Source organism: Streptomyces sp. NPDC048479, assembly GCF_040651435.1.
Taxonomy (GTDB): domain Bacteria; phylum Actinomycetota; class Actinomycetes; order Streptomycetales; family Streptomycetaceae; genus Streptomyces.
Map to the genome: position 1 here is coordinate 374450 of NZ_JBEZKA010000005.1, position 18318 is coordinate 392767.

General features: G+C 69.8%; 16 protein-coding genes. 6 read left to right on the forward strand and 10 right to left on the reverse strand.

Going from position 1 to position 18318, the window contains the following annotated elements; translation table 11 throughout:
• Positions 1 to 5 precede the first annotated feature (5 nt).
• Both AB0D12_RS11310 and AB0D12_RS11315 read left to right on the forward strand, forming a co-directional pair.
• Positions 6 to 410 (forward strand): DUF742 domain-containing protein, encoded by a 405-nt coding sequence (locus AB0D12_RS11310; protein WP_362679657.1) that lies wholly within the window; start codon positions 6 to 8, stop codon positions 408 to 410.
• On the forward strand, positions 391 to 996 hold the full coding sequence (locus AB0D12_RS11315) for an ATP/GTP-binding protein (protein WP_362679660.1): 606 nt from the start codon (positions 391 to 393) through the stop codon (positions 994 to 996). Before AB0D12_RS11310 ends, AB0D12_RS11315 begins: the two co-directional genes overlap by 20 nt.
• A 116-nt stretch (positions 997 to 1112) precedes the next feature.
• Here the strand turns inward: AB0D12_RS11315 and glpK are convergent, their stop codons facing one another.
• From glpK to AB0D12_RS11345, 6 genes are all read right to left on the reverse strand, one after another.
• The gene (gene glpK, locus AB0D12_RS11320; protein ID WP_362679663.1) at positions 1113 to 2627 is read right to left on the reverse strand and encodes a glycerol kinase GlpK; all 1515 of its coding nucleotides are present in this window, start codon (positions 2625 to 2627) and stop codon (positions 1113 to 1115) included.
• 30 nt (positions 2628 to 2657) lie between these two features.
• Positions 2658 to 3419: an MIP/aquaporin family protein gene (locus AB0D12_RS11325; protein ID WP_362679666.1), complete on the reverse strand. Its 762-nt coding sequence runs from the start codon at positions 3417 to 3419 to the stop codon at positions 2658 to 2660.
• A 305-nt stretch (positions 3420 to 3724) separates the two neighbouring features.
• Positions 3725 to 4915, reverse strand: a complete 1191-nt coding sequence (locus AB0D12_RS11330; RefSeq protein ID WP_362679669.1) for a lipid-transfer protein — start codon at positions 4913 to 4915, stop codon at positions 3725 to 3727.
• Entirely contained in the window at positions 4912 to 5343 is a 432-nt protein-coding gene (locus AB0D12_RS11335) for a zinc ribbon domain-containing protein (RefSeq protein WP_362679740.1), read from the reverse strand. Before AB0D12_RS11335 ends, AB0D12_RS11330 begins: the two co-directional genes overlap by 4 nt.
• 65 nt (positions 5344 to 5408) lie before the next feature.
• Entirely contained in the window at positions 5409 to 5756 is a 348-nt protein-coding gene (locus tag AB0D12_RS11340; protein ID WP_362679672.1) for a DUF962 domain-containing protein, read from the reverse strand.
• Positions 5757 to 5787: 31 nt separating this feature from the next.
• On the reverse strand, positions 5788 to 6597 hold the full coding sequence (locus tag AB0D12_RS11345) for a M15 family metallopeptidase (protein ID WP_362679675.1): 810 nt from the start codon (positions 6595 to 6597) through the stop codon (positions 5788 to 5790).
• 59 nt (positions 6598 to 6656) lie between these two features.
• Here AB0D12_RS11345 and AB0D12_RS11350 point away from each other — a divergent pair, with 59 nt between their 5' ends.
• Positions 6657 to 7160 (forward strand): NUDIX domain-containing protein, encoded by a 504-nt coding sequence (locus AB0D12_RS11350; protein ID WP_362679678.1) that lies wholly within the window; start codon positions 6657 to 6659, stop codon positions 7158 to 7160.
• A gap of 72 nt (positions 7161 to 7232) precedes the next feature.
• On the opposite strand, the gene AB0D12_RS11355 is transcribed toward AB0D12_RS11350, so the two are convergent.
• Positions 7233 to 9593 carry a glycoside hydrolase family 31 protein gene (locus AB0D12_RS11355; RefSeq protein WP_362679681.1) on the reverse strand — a complete coding sequence of 787 codons (2361 nt, stop codon included), beginning with the start codon at positions 9591 to 9593 and terminating at the stop codon, positions 7233 to 7235.
• A 217-nt stretch (positions 9594 to 9810) separates the two neighbouring features.
• Between AB0D12_RS11355 and AB0D12_RS11360 the strand changes: the two genes are divergently transcribed.
• Positions 9811 to 11787 (forward strand): acetoacetate--CoA ligase, encoded by a 1977-nt coding sequence (locus AB0D12_RS11360; RefSeq protein ID WP_362679684.1) that lies wholly within the window; start codon positions 9811 to 9813, stop codon positions 11785 to 11787.
• A 187-nt stretch (positions 11788 to 11974) separates the two neighbouring features.
• On the opposite strand, the gene AB0D12_RS11365 is transcribed toward AB0D12_RS11360, so the two are convergent.
• On the reverse strand, positions 11975 to 13294 hold the full coding sequence (locus AB0D12_RS11365; RefSeq protein ID WP_362679687.1) for an aminotransferase class I/II-fold pyridoxal phosphate-dependent enzyme: 1320 nt from the start codon (positions 13292 to 13294) through the stop codon (positions 11975 to 11977).
• A gap of 112 nt (positions 13295 to 13406) precedes the next feature.
• Here AB0D12_RS11365 and AB0D12_RS11370 point away from each other — a divergent pair, with 112 nt between their 5' ends.
• Entirely contained in the window at positions 13407 to 14615 is a 1209-nt protein-coding gene (locus AB0D12_RS11370; RefSeq protein WP_362679690.1) for an MFS transporter, read from the forward strand.
• Positions 14616 to 14637: 22 nt separating this feature from the next.
• A complete protein-coding gene (locus AB0D12_RS11375; protein ID WP_362679693.1) occupies positions 14638 to 15588 on the forward strand; it encodes a hypothetical protein in 951 nt (316 codons plus the stop codon).
• A gap of 81 nt (positions 15589 to 15669) precedes the next feature.
• On the opposite strand, the gene ptsP is transcribed toward AB0D12_RS11375, so the two are convergent.
• Both ptsP and AB0D12_RS11385 read right to left on the reverse strand, forming a co-directional pair.
• Entirely contained in the window at positions 15670 to 17340 is a 1671-nt protein-coding gene (gene ptsP / locus AB0D12_RS11380; RefSeq protein ID WP_362679696.1) for a phosphoenolpyruvate--protein phosphotransferase, read from the reverse strand.
• 78 nt (positions 17341 to 17418) lie between these two features.
• Positions 17419 to 17868 (reverse strand): PTS glucose transporter subunit IIA, encoded by a 450-nt coding sequence (locus AB0D12_RS11385; protein ID WP_362679699.1) that lies wholly within the window; start codon positions 17866 to 17868, stop codon positions 17419 to 17421.
• Between the last annotated feature and the right edge of the window lie 450 nt (positions 17869 to 18318).

Sequence of the window (18318 nt, forward strand, 5' to 3'; positions counted from 1 at the left end):
ATGGCATGAGTGAGTCAGCTCAGTACGCTCAGCAGCCCCACCACTTCTTCGATGCCGAAGCGGGCCCCGTAGTCCGTCCGTACGCGATGACGCGCGGACGGACCAGCAGCGCGACCCGTCACCGCCTCGACCTGATCGCTCTGGTCGTCCCGGAGCTCGCGGCCGACGACCCCGGCCGCGACCAGTTGCTCTCCCCGGAGCATGTCGAAATAGTCGAGCGCTGTGGCGACACCCCTCAGTCGATAGCCGAACTCGCGGCCATCCTGGACCTTCCCGTCGGAGTGGTCCGCGTCCTGGTCGGCGATCTCGTCGAGGACGCACTGGTGCATGTAACCCGTCCCGTTCCGCCGGCCGAACTGCCGGACGTGAGCATTCTCCGCGAGGTGATCAATGGTCTTCGGGCGCTCTAGCCGCCGAAAGCCACCCGTCGAACCGGTGACGCTGAAGATCCTGGTGGCAGGCGGATTCGGCGTGGGCAAAACAACCTTGGTGGGCGCGGTCAGCGAGATCAGACCGCTGCGTACCGAGGAGACGCTGAGCGAGGCCGGCCGGCCCGTCGACGACATCGAAGGCGTCGAGAACAAGACGACCACCACGGTCGCCATGGACTTCGGACGCATCACGCTCCGCGAGGACCTGGTGCTGTATCTCTTCGGCACACCGGGGCAGGACCGTTTCTGGTTCCTCTGGGACGAGCTGGCGCAGGGCGCGCTGGGCGCGGTCGTCCTCGCCGACACCCGCCGCCTGGAGGACTCCTTCGCGGCGATCGACTACTTCGAACGCCGTGGCATCCCGTTCGCCGTGGCCGTCAACTGCTTCGAAGGGGCAGGCCGTTTCCCCGGCGAGAGCGTGCGTGCCGCGCTGGACCTCGACTCCGAGGTGCCGCTGCTGATGACAGACGCGCGTGAACGCGAGTCGGTCAAGGAGGTGCTGGTGGCAGTGGTGGAGCACGCCCTGGCCCGAGCCGACCGGCAGCGCGAGCACGCCACCACCTGAGCACGGCCCAGCAGAGACACGGCCCGTACCCCCACCGACTGGGGTACGGGCCGTGAGCTTGTTGCGGCCGGCTCAGGATCGCCTGCTCAAGAGCGCCGAGTCGGCAGCGCGCCGCCTCAGGACTGGCCGCCGTCCTCCTCCCAGCCGAAGCTCCGCTCCACGGCCTTGCGCCAGTTGTGGTACTCGCGCTCGCGGATCTGCGCCTCCATCCGGGGTGACCACTCCACATCGCGCTTCCAGTGCGCCTTGAGCTCGTCGAGGTCGGACCAGACGCCGGTCGCCAGCCCCGCCGCGTACGCCGCCCCCAGACAGGTCGTCTCGGAGACCTTCGGCCGGATCACCGGCACCCCCAGCACATCCGCCTGATGCTGCATCAGCAGATTGTTGGACGTCATGCCACCGTCCACCTTGAGCGTGGTGATCTGCACCCCGGAGTCCTGGTACATCGCGTCGACGACCTCACGTGTCTGCCAGCTGGTCGCCTCCAGCACCGCCCGCGCCAGGTGCGCCTTGGTGACGTACCTGGTAAGGCCGGTGATCACACCACGCGCGTCGGAGCGCCAGTACGGGGCGAAGAGCCCGGAGAACGCCGGGACGATGTACGCGCCGCCGTTGTCGTCCACACTCGCCGCCAGCGTCTCGATCTCGTCCGCGCTGCGGATGATGCCGAGCTGGTCCCGGAACCACTGCACCAGAGCGCCGGTGATGGCGATCGACCCCTCCAGGCAGTACACCGGCGCCTCTTCGCCGATCTTGTAGCCCAGGGTGGTGATCAGCCCGCTCTTCGAGGCCACGGGCCGGTTGCCGGTGTTGAGCAGCAGGAAGCTGCCGGTGCCGTAGGTGTTCTTGGCCGTGCCGGTGTCGTAGCAGGCCTGCCCGAAGATCGCGGCCTGCTGGTCGCCGAGCGCGGATGCCACCGGCACGCCCGAGAGCTGGCCGACAGCCGTCCCGTACACCTCCGCCGAGGACTTGATCTCGGGAAGGATCGCCTGCGGCACATTCATCGCCGACAGGATCGTCGGATCCCACTCGAGGCTCTGCAGGTTCATCAGCATGGTGCGCGAAGCGTTGGTCACATCGGTGACATGGACGCCGCCGTCCGTACCGCCGGTGAGGTTCCAGATCAGCCAGGAGTCGATGGTGCCGAAGGCGATCTCACCGCGCTCGGCCCGGCCGCGCAGCCCGGGCACATTGTCCAGCAGCCAGGCCGCTTTCGGCCCGGAGAAGTAGCTGGCGAGCGGCAGTCCCGTCGTGTCGCGGAAGCGGTCCTGCCCGTCCGTGCCGCCCAGTTCATGGCAGAGCGCGGCGGTCCGGGTGTCCTGCCAGACGATCGCGTTGTGCACCGGCTTGCCGGTCGCCCGGTCCCACAGGACCGTCGTCTCCCGCTGGTTGGTGATGCCGAGCGCGCTGAGCTGGTCGGCGCGCAGCCCGGCCTTGGCGATGGCCCCCGCCACCACGGCCTGGACCTTGGACCAGATTTCGGTGGCGTCGTGCTCCACCCAGCCGGGCTTGGGGAAGATCTGGCGGTGCTCACGCTGGTCGACGGCGACGATCGCGCCGTCCTGGTTGAAGATGATGCAGCGGCTGGACGTGGTGCCCTGGTCGATAGCGGCGACGAACCTGTCCGTCATGACGTCCCCTTGTCGATGAGGCCGGAAGGCCTAGAAGGCTGCGTTGAAGATGAGGCCGGCCAGCAGCCCGCCGATCACGGGTCCGGCCACCGGCACCCAGGCGTAACCCCAGTCGGAGGATCCCTTGTTGGGGATCGGCAGCAGTGCGTGGGTGATGCGCGGCCCCAGGTCACGAGCCGGGTTGATGGCGTAGCCGGTCGGCCCGCCGAGCGACAGACCGATGCCGACGACCAGCAGCGACACCAGCAGGATGGAGATGCCGGAGCCGTAGATCCCGGCGTCCTGCCCGGGGACCTGGCCGATGCCGATGCCGTCGTTCTTGCCGAAGGCCAGTATCGGGAGCACCAGACCGATTGTCGCGATGATCTCGGTGATCAGGTTGGCGGCAGGATTGCGGATCTCCGGACCGGTCGAGAAGATCCCGAGCGTGGGCTGCGCGTTCTTCTCGTCCGCGTTGGCCTGGAACTGTGCGAAGTAGACGAGATAGGCGAGTACGGCGCCGAGGATCGCGCCGACCATCTGTCCGAGGATGTACAGCGGAACCTTGCTCCACTCCCCGGTGTCCACGGCGACGCCCAGGGTCACGGCCGGATTGAGATGACCGCCCGACAGCGGAGCGGCGGTGTACGCGCCCGCCAGCACACCGAAACCCCAGCCGAAGGCGATGACGACCCAGCCTGCGGCCTTCGCCTTGGAGTGATGGAGGGTGACGGCGGCGCAGACGCCCGCGCCGAAGAGGATGAGTATCGCGGTGCCGATGACTTCACCGACGAAAATGTCTCCATTGCTCATGGCAACTCCTAGGCCCTCGCCCGGGGGCCCTGCCACGGTCCTCCGTGCAGGGTGCGTGCTCCATGGCGTTCGTGCTCCATGGCGTTCCATGGCTACGGATCCGAAGGCAGGGGGAGTCCATACCCCGCCCGGCGTCCGTGACGAGCGTGGTGAGCGTGCCGAAGTGCGGCGATGCCGACGATGAGGCAGTGTTCACCGGCCGTGATGGGTCGTCAAGGTCGTTGACAGCAAGTGCAGTTCACGAACGGTGCGTTGACACGCTAGCGGGGAACGTAAGGCAGCGGGAGTGCGCCTGGCAGGTCCGCTCAGCGAACAGCTACGACCGCCGAACCATGGCCGAACAGCCCCTGGTTCGCGGTGATCCCGGCGCGGGCACCGGTCACCTGGCGCTCTCCGGCCGCACCGCGCAGCTGCCAGGTCAGCTCGCAGACCTGCGCGATGGCCTGGGCGGGCACGGCTTCGCCGAAGGACGCCAGCCCGCCGCTGACGTTCACCGGGATGCGCCCGCCGAGCGCTGTGGCACCTTCGCGTACGAGCTTGGCTCCTTCACCCGCCCGGCACAGACCGATGTCCTCGTACCACTCCAGCTCCAGCGCGGTGGACAGGTCGTACACCTCGGCGAGCGAGAGGTCGTCGGGCCCGATGCCCGCCTCCTCGTACGCGGCCAGCGCGATCGAGGCGCGGAAGGAGTGCGGGAAGGGTTCCACGGTGGCCGCCGAGTCGGTCGCGATGTCCGGAAGGTCGAGTACGGCCTTCGGATAGGTCGGCGTGACGGTGGAGACGGCGCGGATACGGACCGGGTCGGCGGCCCCGTGCCGACGCGCGAAGTCCATGCTGGTCAGCACCAGTGCGGCCGCGCCGTCGGAGGTCGCGCAGATGTCGAGCAGCCGCAGCGGATCGGCGACCACCGCGGAGGCGGCGACGTCCTCGGCCGAAACGGTCTTGCGGTAGCGGGCGTTGCGGTTGAGCGCGCCCGCCGCCGCGTTCTTGACCTTGACCAGCGCGAAGTCTTCGGGAGTGTCCCCGTACAGAGCCATACGGCGGCGGGCGTAGAGCCCGAAGTACGCGGGGTTGGTCGCGCCGAGCACCCGGAAGCGCAGCCAGTCCGGATCGTCCGGCCGATCGCCCCCGGCGGGTGCGAAGAAACCCTTCGGCGCCGAGTCCGCGCCCACCACCAGCACCACGTCGGCCATCCCGGCCAGGATCTGGGAGCGTGCGGTGTTGATCGCCTGCGCGCCCGAGGCGCACGCCGCGTAGACGCTGGTGACGCGTGCCCCCTGCCAGCCCAGCGCCTGTGCGAACGTCGCCCCCGCCACATATCCGGGATAGCCGCAGCGCATCGTGTCCGCGCCGACCACCGACCGCACCTGCCGCCAGTCGATCCCGGCGTCGGCCAGCGCGGCCCTGGCCGCTGCCGTGCCGTACTCGACGAAGCTGCGGCCCCATTTGCCCCAGGGGTGCATTCCGGCCCCGAGGACTGCCACGTCGCCGGTCATGACGCCACCCCCACGGGCCGCCAGTGCCAGGTCGTCCAGACGGTCTCCGCTTCCTCGTTGAGCACACCCGGTACGACCTCGACCTCCATGCCGACCGCCAGCTCCGCGACGGTCACCCCCGGCACGGCCTGACCGAGGACGACCATCCGCTCGGCCTCGAGCTCGACGGCCAGAAGCGCGTACGGCTCCCACTCCGCTTCCGGGTCGGACACGTACGGCGCCGGCGGGCGGTAGCGCCCGTCCGTGTACGACCACACCCGTCCCCGCTTGGAGAGCGGCACCTCCGCCAACTCCCCGCCCGCGCAGGCCGGGTTGCGGCAGTACGAGTCCTCGCGCGGGAAGAAGACCGACGAGCAGGCAGTACAGCGGGTGCCCAGCAGGCGGAAGTCCTCCTCACCGCTGTCCTGCGTGAACCATCCGGCCACCACGGGTGTGCGCGTCAAGGTTCCTCCCCGGCACCGCAATCTGACGGAACGTCAGAAGTGTGCCACGGTCAGCGGTTCTCGGCGAGCCACTTGGCGGCGATCTCGGCCAGTTCGCCGTCCCGGCCCGCCAGCATCATCCGGATCATCTGCAGGTCGCCCCGCAGCGACCAGGCGGGATGCCCGAAGGTGGCGGGGTTGTTCTTCTCGATGAAGAAATGGGCCGGCCAGGCCGTCCCGTAACCGATCAGCGGCAGGGCGGCCGCATATCGCTTCCGCCCGCGCGCCAGCCCGTACGCGCTCACCGCGAGGCCGGTCAGCGTGCCGGTCAGATGGACCCAGCGGGTCGCGGACCTCGAATGCATCGCGACGTAGTAGGGCCAGAACTCCTCGTACGAATCAAATGTCTGCTGCGCCATATCGGAACCGTAATCCCTCGGCGGAGAACCGTCAGTGCCCGGCGACCGAACGCCACGCCACGGGGAAGTCGAAGAAGGTGTCGGGGAAGGGCTCCGGCTTGAAGGTGAAGTGCCACCACTCCTCGGGCAGGTTCACAAAGCCGACCGCGCTCAGGGTGCTCTTCAGCAACTGCCGGTTGGCGCGCTGCTTGCCCTGAATCCTGGGGTCATCGGTGTGCGACAACGTGTCGAAGCAGTCGAAGCCGGTTCCCATATCAACGGAATTGTCCGGGAAACGCTCGGACTTCGGCGAGTAGCACGGGACGAGACGCTCGCCGGGGACGTAGGGCCTGGTGGCCAGGGCCGGTAGCTTCACGATGGTGAGATCGACCGTGCTGCCCCGGCTGTGCCCCGACTTCTCCGCTATGTAACCGTCCTCGAACAGTCGCGACTTGTCGACTTGAGGATAGAACTCCTTTTTCATCGCCTCGTCCTCGAGGTCCTTCGCCCACCGCACGAAGTGGTCGACGGCCCGCTGGGGCCGGTAGCAGTCGTACACCTTCAGTGAGTAGCCCTGCCGCAGCAGCTTCGACTGCGCCCGGTGCAACGCCTGCGCGGCGGGCCGGGTGACGATGCAGAGCGGCTGGCGGTAGCCGTCCACCGGCTCGCCCACGAAGTTGTGCACGGTCTTGTAGCGCATCTCCTGGTTGATCGTCGGGTCCACGGTACGCAGCGCCACGAACTCCTTCGGAGCCTTCGGTTCAGGATGGGCCTGCGCCATGGGGGCGGTGGCCGCGGTGATGGCGAGGAGCGCGGCGGCCGTCGCCCCGAGGGCGCGGAACGCGGAAGCAAGTCCAGTCATGCGCCCACCGTTTACCAGTTCCCGGCCCGGCGGGAAAGGTGATCGGATACAGTCCGCGCGTGCCCAAGGACTCCCACTGCGGCAACTGCGGAGCGTCGTACGGCCCGGTCGCCGGCTGGCCCCGTACCTGCCCGGCCTGCGGCGAGACCGCGTACCGCAATCCGCTGCCCGTCGCCATCGCGCTGCTTCCGGCCCATGACGCCGACGGCACCGGACTCGTTGTCATCACCCGCACCATCGAACCGCAGCGCGGCGGCATCGCCCTGCCCGGCGGCTTCATCGACCACGGCGAGGACTGGCAGCAGGCGGTCGTACGGGAGCTGAGGGAGGAAACCGGCATCGAGGCGGCGCGCGCGGACGTCCGGCTCGCCGACGCGCTGAGCTCGCCGGACGGCCATCTCCTCCTCTTCGGCCTGCTGCCGGAACGTACCGCGGCGGACCTCCCCGGCCCGGCGCCCACGGACGAGACGGACGGCTGGCATCTGCTGCGCGGCCCCGCCGAGCTGGCGTTCCCGCTGCACACCATTGCCGTACGGAACTGGTTCGCCGGCCACTACGGCTGAATGCGGACCGGAAGCCGCCTGTGGGTGCGGACCGGAAGCCGCCTTTCAGTGTGGATTGGGAGCCGCGTGCCCTTACGGCTGACCACCCAGCCCGCGCACCCTCACCCGCCACCGCGGCGGAGCGGACCCGTCCCCCTTGATCTGCTTCACCACGACCCGCCCGTCCACCAGCCGCGTCGTGTACCGCTCCACCTCCGTCTGCTCCCAGCCGTCACCCAAGTCCGGGACCACCAGACCGCCGCCCTTGCGCCCCTCGGCCGGCGCCCACACCTCCAGCTCCATCCCGCCGTCCGCGCCCCGTACCGGGATCACCGCACCACCCCGCGCCAGTACCGGGATACGCGACAGGGGCGCGTCCACCAGCACCTGCCCCGGCCCGTCGTACGCCTGCCCCGTCGCCGTGTCGTACCACCGACCGCGCGGCAGCCGCACCGCCCGCCGGTCCGTCCCGCGCTCCAGCACCGGCGCGACGAGCAGCGCGTCGCCGAGCAGAAAGGCGTCCTCACAGTCGCGCAGCACCCGGTCCTCCGGAGACGCCCACCACAGCGGCCGCGCATACGGCGCCCCGGTCCGTCTCGCCAGATTCGCCAGCGTGACGAAGTAGGGGCGCAGCCGCTCCCGTTCGGCGAGCGCCGCCTTCGCACAGGCGAGAACCTGCGGGCCGAACTCCCAGGGCTCCCTGCGCCCCGCGTCGATCGCTGCATGCGTACGGAACAACGGCAGTTGCGCCCCCAGCTGGAACCAGCGCAGATACAGCTCCGGCGACGGACTGCCGTCGAAGCCGCCCACATCCGGACCGGAGTACGGGACGCCGCACAGCCCGAGCCCCAGCACCAGGGAGAGCGAGGCGCGCAGCCCGGGCCAGCCGGTGGACACATCGCCTGACCAGGTGCCTCCGTACCGCTGCATACCCGCCCAGCCGGAGCGCGAGAAGAGAAAAGGCCGCTCCTGCGGGCGCAGCCGCCGCAGCCCCTCGTAGCCGGCGCGCGCCATCGCGAGGCCGTACACATTGTGGGCCTCCCGGTGGTCACCCCCACGCCCCTCCAGTGCGTGCCGGGCGGAGCGCGGCAGCGTCATATCGCCGAACGGCGTGAAGGACACCGGTTCGTTCATGTCGTGCCACACTCCGGAGAACCCCTGCGCCAGCCGCTCCTCGTACAGCTCTCCCCACCACCGGCGGACCGCCGGGTCGGTGAAGTCCGGATAGACACAGTCGCCGGGCCAGACGACGCCCCGCACCTCCTTGCCCCGTGCGTCCTGTACGAAGGCTCCCGCCGTTTTCCCGCTGTCGTACACCGCGTTCCCGGCTTCCGCCTTCACCGCCGGATCGACGATGGAGACCAGCCGGACCCCGTCCTCGCGCAGCTCCCCGGCCATCGCCGACAGATCGGGAAAACGTTCCCGGTCGACGGTGAAGACCTGATGCGCGTCGTAGTGGTCGATGTCGAGATGGACCGCGGACAGCGGAAGTTCCCGCTCCCGGTAGCCGGCGACGATCCGGCGCACCTCCTGCTCGCTGCCGAAACCCCACCGCGCATGCTGCGGGCCCAGCGCCCAGGACGGCGGCAGCGCGGGCGCGCCCGTCAGCTGCGTCCAGCCGGCCAGTACGCGCGCGGGCGTGCCCACCACCACCCAGCAGCGCAGCGGCCCGCCGCCCATCCGCACCTCACTGGTGCCCGGCCGGTCGTGCCCGGAGCCCGCGCCCTCCTCGCCCTCCCGCAGGGTGACCCGGCCCTCCCAGGAGTTGTCGTGGAAGGCGAGATGGGTACCCGCGTCGGCGACCACCAGCTGCACCGGCATGGTGATGTACAGCGGATCGTCGTCGGGACCGAAGCTGCCCCTGGGGTCGGTGTTCCACAGCCGGTACGTGCCGTCGCGCAGCCGCGGTCCGGACGCCCGGCCGCCGAGCCCGAAGAAACGCGCGTCCGCAGGCACTTCGGTCCGCTGCACCCACCGCGCCGGACCGCCCTGCACCGGCTCCCACCAGCGCGGCGGCAGATCCCGGCGCAGTACGACACCGCCGGGCGTCCGGATCTCGACGGCGCCGTGCCGGGAGACCTCGACCGTCACCCGCTCCGACACCACGCGCCAGCCGCCGTCCTTGTCGGGTTCCAGCACGGCGCGCGGATCCGGCTCGGGAGGCGTGCCGTCGAGCGCGTACGACGGCTCGGGCTCCGCGCCGTCCCAGCCCCAGAAGACCGCCCCACCGGCCGCGACCCGGATGAGCAGCTCCGAACGGGCGAACCGTATGATCCCGCCGCCGGGCAGCGGCTCGGCGCCGCTCACCTGTCCGGGCACCCTGGCCCGTTCCGCTCCCCGGGCGGGCAGCCCCTGGGCGTCGGTCCGTCGTTGTCGCCATGCCGAGCGTGCCGCGCGCAGCCCCCGCACCGTTCCGAAGATCTTCACCGAGCGCACCAGCCCACGACCGTCCATGCAGCTCACCCTGCCATCCGGCGGGGCGTACGTGGGGTTTGTTCAACTCCCGTTCACCCGTGGTCAGAGCACATATACCCTCGTCCGGCCATGGGTGGTGAGCCCTGGTGCGAATGACGATCACATGGCATCGTCCCTGTCAGCCGCGTCACGCGCACACCCCGCTCGTGCGCGTGACACACGCAGACACCGCGTAGAGCCACCCGGGAGCCGCACCATGACCTCAGCAGCGAACCCTGCCCCTCTCTGGCAGCCGGACCCCGACCGCATCGCAGCCGCCCGGATCACCCGTTTCCAGGCCTGGGCCGCCGAGCGCCACGGAGCCCCGGCCGAGGGCGGCTACGCGGCGCTGCACCGCTGGTCCGTCGACGAGCTCGAGACCTTCTGGCGGGCGGTCGCCGACTGGTTCGATGTGCGGTTCTCCACTCCGTACGAGCGTGTCCTCGCCGATCCCGCAATGCCCGGCGCCCAGTGGTTCCCGGGAGCCACCCTCAACTACGCGGAGCATGCGCTGCGCACTGCCGAGGACCCGGCCCGCGCCCATGACGCGGCGCTGCTGCATGTGGACGAAACACATGAGCCGACGCCGATCAGCTGGTCGGAACTGCGCCGCCAGGTCGGGGCGCTCGCCGCCGAACTGCGTGCCCTCGGCGTACGCCCCGGAGACCGCGTCAGCGGCTACCTCCCGAACATCCCGCAGGCGGTCGCCGCCCTGCTCGCCACCGCCGCCGTCGGCGCGGTCTGGACCTCCTGCGCGCCCGACTTCGGCGCCCGCAGCGTCCTCGACCGCTTCCAGCAGGTCGAGCCCGTCGTCCTGTTCACCGTCGACGGCTACCGCTACGGCGGCAAGGCACACGACCGCACCGAGACCGTCGCCGAGCTGCGCCGCGAACTGCCCACCCTGCGCGCCGTGATCCACATCCCGCTGCTCGGCACCGAAGCCCCCGAAGGCGCCCACGACTGGTCCGCGGTCACCGCCGGTGACGCTGAACCCGTCTTCGAACAGGTCCCCTTCGACCACCCGCTCTGGGTGCTGTACTCCTCCGGCACGACGGGCCTGCCGAAGGCCATCGTCCAGTCGCAGGGCGGCATCCTGCTGGAGCACTTCAAGCAGCTCGGCCTGCACTGCGACCTCGGCCCCGAGGACCGCTTCTTCTGGTACACCTCCACCGGCTGGATGATGTGGAACTTCCTCGTCTCCGGCCTGCTCACCGGCACCACGGTGGTCCTGTACGACGGCAGCCCCGGCTATCCCGACACCGGCGCACAGTGGCGCATCGCCGAGCGCACCCGGGCCACCCTCTTCGGCACCTCCGCCGCATACGTGATGGCCTGCCGCAAGGCGGACGTCCACCCCGCGCGCGACCACGACCTCTCCCGTATCAAATGCGTCGCCACCACCGGCTCCCCGCTCCCGCCCGACGGCTTCCGCTGGCTGCACGACGAGGTGGCCGAGGACCTGTGGATCGCCTCGGTCAGCGGTGGCACGGACGTGTGCAGCTGCTTCGCCGGCGCGGTGCCCACTCTGCCGGTGCACATCGGCGAACTCCAGGCCGCCTGTCTCGGCACCGACCTCCAGTCCTGGGACCCTCAGGGCAAGCCGCTCATCGGCGAGGTCGGCGAACTGATCGTCACCAATCCCATGCCGTCCATGCCGATCCGGTTCTGGAACGACCCCGACGGCAGCCGCTATCGCGAGAGCTACTTCGAGATGTTCCCCGGCGCCTGGCGGCACGGCGACTGGATCACCATCACCGACCGGGGCTCCGTCGTCATCCACGGCCGCTCGGACTCGACGCTGAACCGTCAGGGCGTCAGGATGGGCTCGGCCGACATCTACGAAGCCGTCGAACGCCTCCCGGAGATCCGCGAGTCGCTGGTCATCGGCCTGGAGGAACCGGACGGCGGCTATTGGATGCCGCTCTTCGTCCACCTCGCCGAAGGCGCCACCCTCGACGACGGACTGCGGACGCGCATCAAGCAGACGATCCGCGAACAGCTCTCCCCGCGGCATGTCCCGGACGACATCATCGAGGTCCCCGGCGTCCCGCACACCCTCACCGGCAAGCGCATCGAGGTGCCGGTGAAGCGCCTCCTGCAGGGCACGGCACTGGCGAAGGCGGTCAACCCCGGCTCGGTCGACAATCTCGAACTGCTGCGATTCTACGAAGACATCGCCCGCAAGCGCGGCTAGCAAGGAGCCCGAAATCAAGCCCGTCCGGCTTCCGAGGCGCGGGGGCCGGAAATCAAGCCCGTCCGGTTTCCGAGGTGCGGGGGCCGGAAATCAAGCCCGTCCGGTTTCCGAGGTGCGGGCGCCGGAAATCAAGCCCGTCCGGCGATTGAGGACAAAACGGCAGCCGGACGGCCCCGGCCAAACCGCACTACCCCCCGTACGTGGCTTCGGACTCACCCAGGACCGCCGCGAAGTCCGAGGCCAGCCTCCCCGTCTCCGCCGGCTCCAGCTCCGCCGTCGTGATCCTTACGCCCGGCCCCGAGGCGATCCGGAACCTCGCCCCTGCCGCAACCCACCAGCCCCTGGACCGCAGCCCGTTGACGACTGCGGACTCGTCCCGCACCGGCACCCACACATTCATACCGCTCACACCATGTGCGTCGACACCATGTGAGTCCAGCGCGGCCACCAGGGCCGCTCGCCGCTCCCCGTAGGCCGTACGCGCCCGCCCCACCTGCGCCATCGTGTCCCGATCGGTCATCAGCCCGAGCACGGTCCGCTGCAGCAGATGACTGATCCAGCCGGATGTCAGGAGCAGCCGACCGTCGTGCCGCGCCAGCGTCGTCGGATCGCAGGCGGCCGCGGCCCACCGCAGATCAGTCCCCAGGTACTTGGTGACGGTCCGGACATGCGCCCAGCGTGAAAGGCCTCCCGCGGTAAGCGAGTTGAGCGGCGCGCCCGAGATGTCCGAGGCATGGTCGTTCTCGATCACCAGTACCTCGGGCGAGTCCCGCAGTACGTCCACGAGCGCGTCGCGCCGCCTGGCCGAGAAGCAGCCACCGTACGGATTCTGTGCCCGCGGACTGGACACGACGGCCCGTGCCCCCGCCCGCAGCGCCGCGTCCAGCGCCTCCGGCCGCATGCCCTCGTCATCCACCGCCACCGCCACCGACCGCAGCCCCAACGCCTGTACCAGATCGAGTAGATGGTGGTAGCCCGGATCCTCCATCGCCACCGCATCGCCCGGTCGCAGCTCGGTGGAGAGCAGCCGCGCCACACAGTCGAGCGCCCCGTGCGCGAAGGTGACCTGCTCGACCGGCACCCCTTCGTCACCGATCCAGGTCCGGACCGCCTGCTCCAGCTCCGGCAGCCTGGGGGCCGAACGGTGCGAGCGGGCCCCGGGGGAGAGTCGCGCGGGCGGCACCAGGTCCGGCAGGAAGACCGGATCGGGGTGCCCGCCGGCCAGATCCCGCAGCCCCTCGGGCACCTTCGGCGGCCGCCGGGAAGCCACTGCCGGCGCCGCGGCGACCACCGTCCCGCCCCGTCCACGCGTCACCACGACACCGCGTCGACGCAGCTCCTTGTACGCCGTCGCGACAGTCCCGGCGCTGACCCCGAGATCGTCGGCGAGCCGCCGGACAGGCGGCAGGGCGTCCCCGGGCCCCAAACCCCCGTCCGCCACGGCCCGTTCGACGGACGCGGCAATCCCCTTGGCGGTCGTACCCTCGATCGAATATTGTGCTGCCACGTAACCAACTATGTATCAATACATAACTCACGTCAAGGGGGAACCGGTGAGCCTGCTCCACCGCCGGGCCGCACTGAAAGACCGCATCCCAGGAGGCCGCGACGGTCGTCGCATGCTTGGCATCACCCTGGTCGACAAGACGGGCAACGGCCTCTGGACCGCCACACAGGCGCTCTACTTCACCTACGTCACCGGCCTGTCCATCGCCGAGGTGGGTCTCCTCATCTCGGTCTCCGCCGGTATCGGCATCGCCGGCGCGCCGATCGCAGGCCGTATCGCCGACCGGCTGCCCATCACCCGCGTCCTCATCGCCGCCCAGCTCCTGCGCGCCACCGCGGGCCTCGCCCTGCTCACCACCGACCACTTCGCACTGCTGCTGGTCATCGCGGCCTTCGGCAGTCTCGGCGACCGCGCGGCCAACGTCCTCACCAAGCTCTACGCCGCCCGCATCGCCGGCTCCGCGCGCGTCCGCTACCAGGCCGTGAACCGCACAGTCGGCAACACCGGTTTCGCCATCGGCGGCCTCGCCGCTGCGGCCGCCCTCGGCATCGGCACCACAGCCGCGTACCAGTCACTCCTCGTGGGCAACGCGCTCACCTCCCTGTGCGCCGCCCTCCTGACGCTGCGCTGCGGCGAGCCCCCCGCCCCGTCGCGCGTCGTCACCGGATCCGGCAGCACGACCGCCGCCGCAAAGCCCGCCAACCCCTGGCGCGACCGCACCTATCTCCTCTACGTGGCCAGTGAAGCGGTGCTCTTCCTGGACGACGCGGTCTTCATGGTCGGGCTGCCGCTCTGGATCGTGCATGCCACCGAAGCCCCGCACGGCCTGGCCCCGCTTCTGCTCGTCCTGAACAACGTGATGGTGGTGGTCCTCCAGATCCCCCTCGCCCGATTCGGCGCCACCACACAGGCCGCCCGGCGGCTGCTCGGACCGCTCGCGGTCGCCTTCGCCGCCGGCACCCTCGCCATGAGTGTGTCCGCAGCCGACAGCCGCTGGCTCGCGATCACCGCACTCGTCCTCGCCGCCGCCGCACTCACGCTGGCGGAGATCCTCCACGCCACCATCTCCTGGGAACTGTCCGTCGCTCTCGCCCCCGACGAGGCACAGGGCGCCTACCTCGGAGTGCACGGAGTGGCCGCATCGGCCCAGCGAAGCGCCGGCCCGCTCATCGTCACCGGAGCCATCGCGGCAGGCCCCGCAGGCTGGGCACTACTGGGTGCCGGACTGGTGGCCACCTGCTTCGCCCAGAGCCGGCTCGTACGGAACCAACTGCCCGGCCCTGCATTGTCAGTGCCGCCAGTTACGGTGAGTCACCAGTAGTCAACAGTGCTCAGGGGGAGAGATGGCGTACACCAAGCAGTCCAAGCAGTCCAGGCGGCCCAAGCGGTCAACGCGGTCCACACATCAGCGGTCCAGGAACAACGCATCCATGCGGCGCACCCTGCGCCGCGAAGTCCCCGGCACCGTAGGCCTGCTGGCCGACGAGCAGGACTTCACCGCGATGCGCCGCTACCGCACCTTCACCTTCGACGACCACGCGAGCTACCTCCGGCAGGTCGACGATCTGCTCAGAACTCTCGCCTCCCGGCAACTGCACACCACCGTCGCCCTCTTCGACCCCGATGACTTCACGGAGTACTGCGCGGAAGCGGGCCTCGATCCCGACGCGGCCATGAGCCGCTCCCGCTACACCGCGGAAATCGCCGGCCGCGGCGCCACCGTCCCGTACACCGGCCAGCCCCTCGACAGCCTGCTGCCCCAGCTCATCAACAAGGCAGTCCGCCAGGCCACTTGGGAGTACGCCACGATGCTCCTCGCCGACCGCGGAGAGTGCGCCGACTGCGGCCAGGACATCGGCCGGGCCGCCTTCGACCGGGCCTCCCGCATCCTGATGCGACTGCTCGAGGAGGCCGGACCCGGCACACACCACCTCGTCTGCAGCGTCCCCGCTCCAAACGAACAACTCCTTGCCGTCCTGCACGCCGAAGGAGCCACAGCGGCACCCGCCCACCTGGACGCCTCCGAGGGCGCGGAGTTCGTCACCGTCCTCGCGGCAGGCATCGCCCTCCAGAGCCCTGGCGGAGTAGTCCTTCGTACGAGCGCTCCCGGTGCCCCGGACCACCTCCACGGCTGGCGGCTCCACCAGGGCCGACTCCTCCCGCTCACCGCCGGCGAGGTCTTCAGCGCCTACTGCACCGACGCCACCACCGGCGAACCACTGTCCCCGGAGCCCGGGGTGGAGTACTGCGCGGGCTTCGACATCACCACCGACGACCCGGGGAACCATCACTGAACGCCCAAGGGGCTCCCTGCCGTCCCCGGCAGTAAGCCCCTTCGGCATCCGTCTGCTGAAGCCCGCCTACTGATCTACCGACTACTCGCCGGAGAGCACCGCCCGGGCGGCCACGCGGGCCTCCTCGGCGGTGTCCGTGGCACGGGCCGCGGCGGCAGCTCGCTCGCACTGGGCGAGCGTGTACTTCGCCAGCGTCGCCCGCACATACGGAATCGACGCCGCACCCATGGACAGCGAGGTCACACCGAGACCGGTGAGCACACACGCGAGCAGCGGATCGGAGGCGGCTTCACCACACACACCACAGCTCTTGCCCTCGGCCTTCGCGGCCTCGGCCGACAGCGCCACCAGATCCAGCAGCGCCGGCTGCCACGGATCCTGCAGCCGCGACACCGCACCCACCTGACGGTCGGCGGCGAAGGTGTACTGCGCGAGGTCATTGGTCCCCAGCGAAAGGAACTCGACCTCCTGCAGGATCGAACGCGCCCGCAGCGCGGCGGACGGAATCTCCACCATCGCACCGAACTTCGCCCGCAGCCCCGCCTCGCGGCACGCGTCCGCGAACGCCTTGGCATCCGTGCGATCGGCCACCATCGGCGCCATCACCTCGAGGTACACCGGCAGCCCCTCGGCGGCCTTGGCCAGCGCCGTCAGCTGCGTCCGCAGTACCTCCGGGTGGTCCAGCAGACTGCGCAGCCCGCGCACACCCAACGCCGGGTTCGGCTCGTCGGCCGGAGTCAGGAAGTCGAGCGGCTTGTCCGCACCGGCGTCCAGTACGCGCACGACCACCCGGCCCTCGGGGAATGCCTCGAGCACCTTGCGGTACGCCTCGACCTGCTTCTCCTCGGACGGCGCCTGCTTGCTGTCGTCGAGGAAGAGGAACTCTGTACGGAACAACCCGACACCCTCGGCACCGGCCTCCACCGCGGCCGGCACATCGGCGGGTCCGCCGACATTGGCCAGCAGCGGCACCTTGTGCCCGTCCGACGTCGCCCCCGGCCCGCTGGTAGCGGCAAGGGCGGCCTTCCGCTCCGCCGCGGCCCGCTCCATCTCGGCGCGCTTCTCGTCGCTCGGCTCGACGAAGATCTCGCCCGTGCTGCCGTCGACCGCGATCAACGTGCCCTCGGCCAGCTCACAGACGCCCGGCAGCGCCACCACGGCGGGAACTCCGAGCGCCCGCGCCAGAATGGCGCTGTGACTCGTCGGTCCGCCCTCTTCGGTCACGAACCCGAGCACCAACGCCGGGTCGAGCAGCGCGGTGTCCGCGGGCGCGAGATCCCGCGCGATCAGTACGTACGGCTCGTCGCTGTCCGGCACACCCGGCATCGGCACTCCGAGCAGCCGAGCGACGATCCGGTTCCGTACGTCATCGAGGTCCGCGACCCGTCCGGCCAGGTACTCACCGGCACCCGCCAGCAGTGCGCGGTACGCGGCGAGCGCGTCGTACACCGCGCGCTCAGCAGTGCTGCCGACGGCGATGCGCCGATCCACGTCTGCCATGAGCTCCGGGTCCTGCGCCATCATGGCCTGCGCCTCGAGCACAGCCTGCGCCTCGCCACCTGCCAGATTGCCCCGAGCAATCAGGTCGGCGGCCACAGCTTCCACGGCCTTGCGCGCGCGCCCCTGTTCGCGCTCCGCGTCCTCCGCCGGAATCTGCTTGGCCGGCGGTTCCAGGACCGCCGTGCCCATATGCCGAACCTCGCCGATCGCCACACCGTGGCTCACGCCGACGCCTCGCAGCGTTGTCTGCATTTCACCCGTCTCCGATTGAGCGACGGCAGCTGCCGCCGCGATGGATGTCCAACTGACGCCGCCACCGCGGCGTCGGCGTCACTGCCAGCCGAAGAGGGTGTCGCCGGCCTTCACGTCGCCGTCCTCGCGGACGTTGGAGAGGGAGTCGGCCGTGGCCTCGAGCGCCACTATCGGACAGATGGCGGACTTCCCGGCAGCCTCGACGGCCGACGGGTCCCAGCGCACCACAGACTGTCCGCGCTGAACAGTGTCGCCCTTGTTGACGAGCAGCTCGAAGCCCTGGCCGTTGAGCTGAACAGTGTCGATGCCGAGGTGCGTCAGCACTCCGTGACCCTGATCGTCGACGACGACGAAGGCGTGCGGGTGCAGGGAGATGATGACGCCGTCAACGGGGGCGACGACCTCCGACGGCTCACGCACGGGGTCAATAGCAGTACCGGGGCCGACCATCGCACCGGAGAACACCGGATCAGGCACAGCCGCGAGTCCGATGGCACGTCCAGCAAGAGGGGACGTCACTGTGGTCATGGAGCCTCCCAGGGGCGGAGATTCGTACGGCGTCGTCACTGCCTGTCCTGGACGACGCACTGTTCAGAAGGGTAAGTCACAAGAAGTCCTAGTTCCGCGTGAGAGCTACCAGTTGGCGGACCTAGGTGCGCACCGGAAACGATTTGCCTCGTCTCCTGGCGACCGGTAGGGTCGAACCCCTGCCTGACCCCAACGCGACGTTGAGTCGGGGGTCGGCAGCAGCTATCAAGCCGAGATTCTAACTGGTCTAAACCTCTGCATGTCCGCAGGGTGGTGGTCGGGAAGAGCGAAAGAGCCTGATAGAGTTTGGAAACACCGAAGGGAAGCGCCCGGAGGACCCCATGAAAAGGGTCTGAAGGAAGCGTCCGTTCCTTGAGAACTCAACAGCGTGCCAAAAGTCAACGCCAGATATGTTGATACCCCGGCCTGTTTCGGCAGGTTCGAGGTTCC